The organism is Flectobacillus sp. BAB-3569, assembly GCF_002270355.1.
GTDB classification, from domain to species: Bacteria; Bacteroidota; Bacteroidia; order Cytophagales; family Spirosomataceae; genus Flectobacillus; species Flectobacillus roseus.
Genome location: NZ_NJFZ01000155.1, coordinates 1 through 351, shown reverse-complemented (window position 1 = coordinate 351; position 351 = coordinate 1). Strand labels below are relative to the sequence as shown.

The 351-nt window shown below is 37.3% G+C and carries 1 protein-coding gene; it reads left to right on the top strand.

All coding sequences use genetic code 11. The annotated features are described in order from the left end of the window. Window positions 1-211 (top strand): hypothetical protein (locus tag BWI92_RS27980; RefSeq protein ID WP_217903516.1); only part of this gene is annotated, 211 nt, incomplete at its 5' end. Between the last annotated feature and the right edge of the window lie 140 nt (window positions 212-351).

Here is a 351-nt window from a genome sequence, read left to right as displayed (position 1 = left end):
AGCAAACAGAGTATTATTGAGTGATTTTGCAGATGGTCAAGTTGATAGGTTAATTGTTTCTCAAGGAGTACCACAAACCCCTCTTTTATTAAACACCCGAATGGTGAGTATTGGTTGTACTACAAATCTTGGAATACCAAAGAATACCAAGAAGCTCAAGGCGCTATTCGAGGTAATCGAAAATACGGTTTGGCAATTGCCAAAAATTTAATGGGACCTTACACCAAGTATGCAGGTAATCCCATTGTATTGATTTACGAAAAAGGCAATAATGCCCAAGTTGAAGATGCTTTTACGTATTGGGAAAAAGGCAAATTCAAAATGCTTACCCGTGATATGGGCTATTTTAAC